The organism is Hyphomonas atlantica corrig., assembly GCF_000682715.1.
Classification (GTDB): Bacteria; Pseudomonadota; Alphaproteobacteria; order Caulobacterales; family Hyphomonadaceae; genus Hyphomonas; species Hyphomonas atlantica.
This window is the reverse complement of record NZ_AWFH01000058.1, coordinates 1-302: the sequence shown is the minus strand read 5'-3', so window position 1 is coordinate 302 and position 302 is coordinate 1. Positions and strand designations below refer to the sequence as shown.

The 302-nt window shown below is 57.9% G+C and carries 1 pseudogene; it reads right to left on the bottom strand.

What is annotated here, in order from left to right:
• Nucleotides 1–13: 13 nt before the first annotated feature.
• Nucleotides 14–283 (bottom strand): annotated as a pseudogene (locus tag HY36_RS15190) (transposase); the annotation flags it as partial.
• Between the last annotated feature and the right edge of the window lie 19 nt (nucleotides 284–302).

Genomic DNA, 302 nt, shown 5'->3' with positions numbered 1-302 from the left:
GAAGGGCTTAGAACTTTCCCCGCACGACTTCTTGAAGGATCTGGTTGTCCAGCGTGAGATCAGAGACTGCGCGCCGAAGTCGGGCGTTTTCCTTCTCCATATCTTTCATGCGCTTGGCTTGGTCGACCTGCAGGCCGCCATACTCTTTGCGCCAGCGGTAGTAGGTCTGTTCGGTCACACCAACGGCTCGCGCCGCCGAAGCTGCCGTCTCACCGCGAGCGAGGCGAACCTCCACCTCCCGCAGTTTCGCAATAATCTCTTCAGGCTTGGCTCTCTTGCCCATGTCTCAGCTCCATATCTGA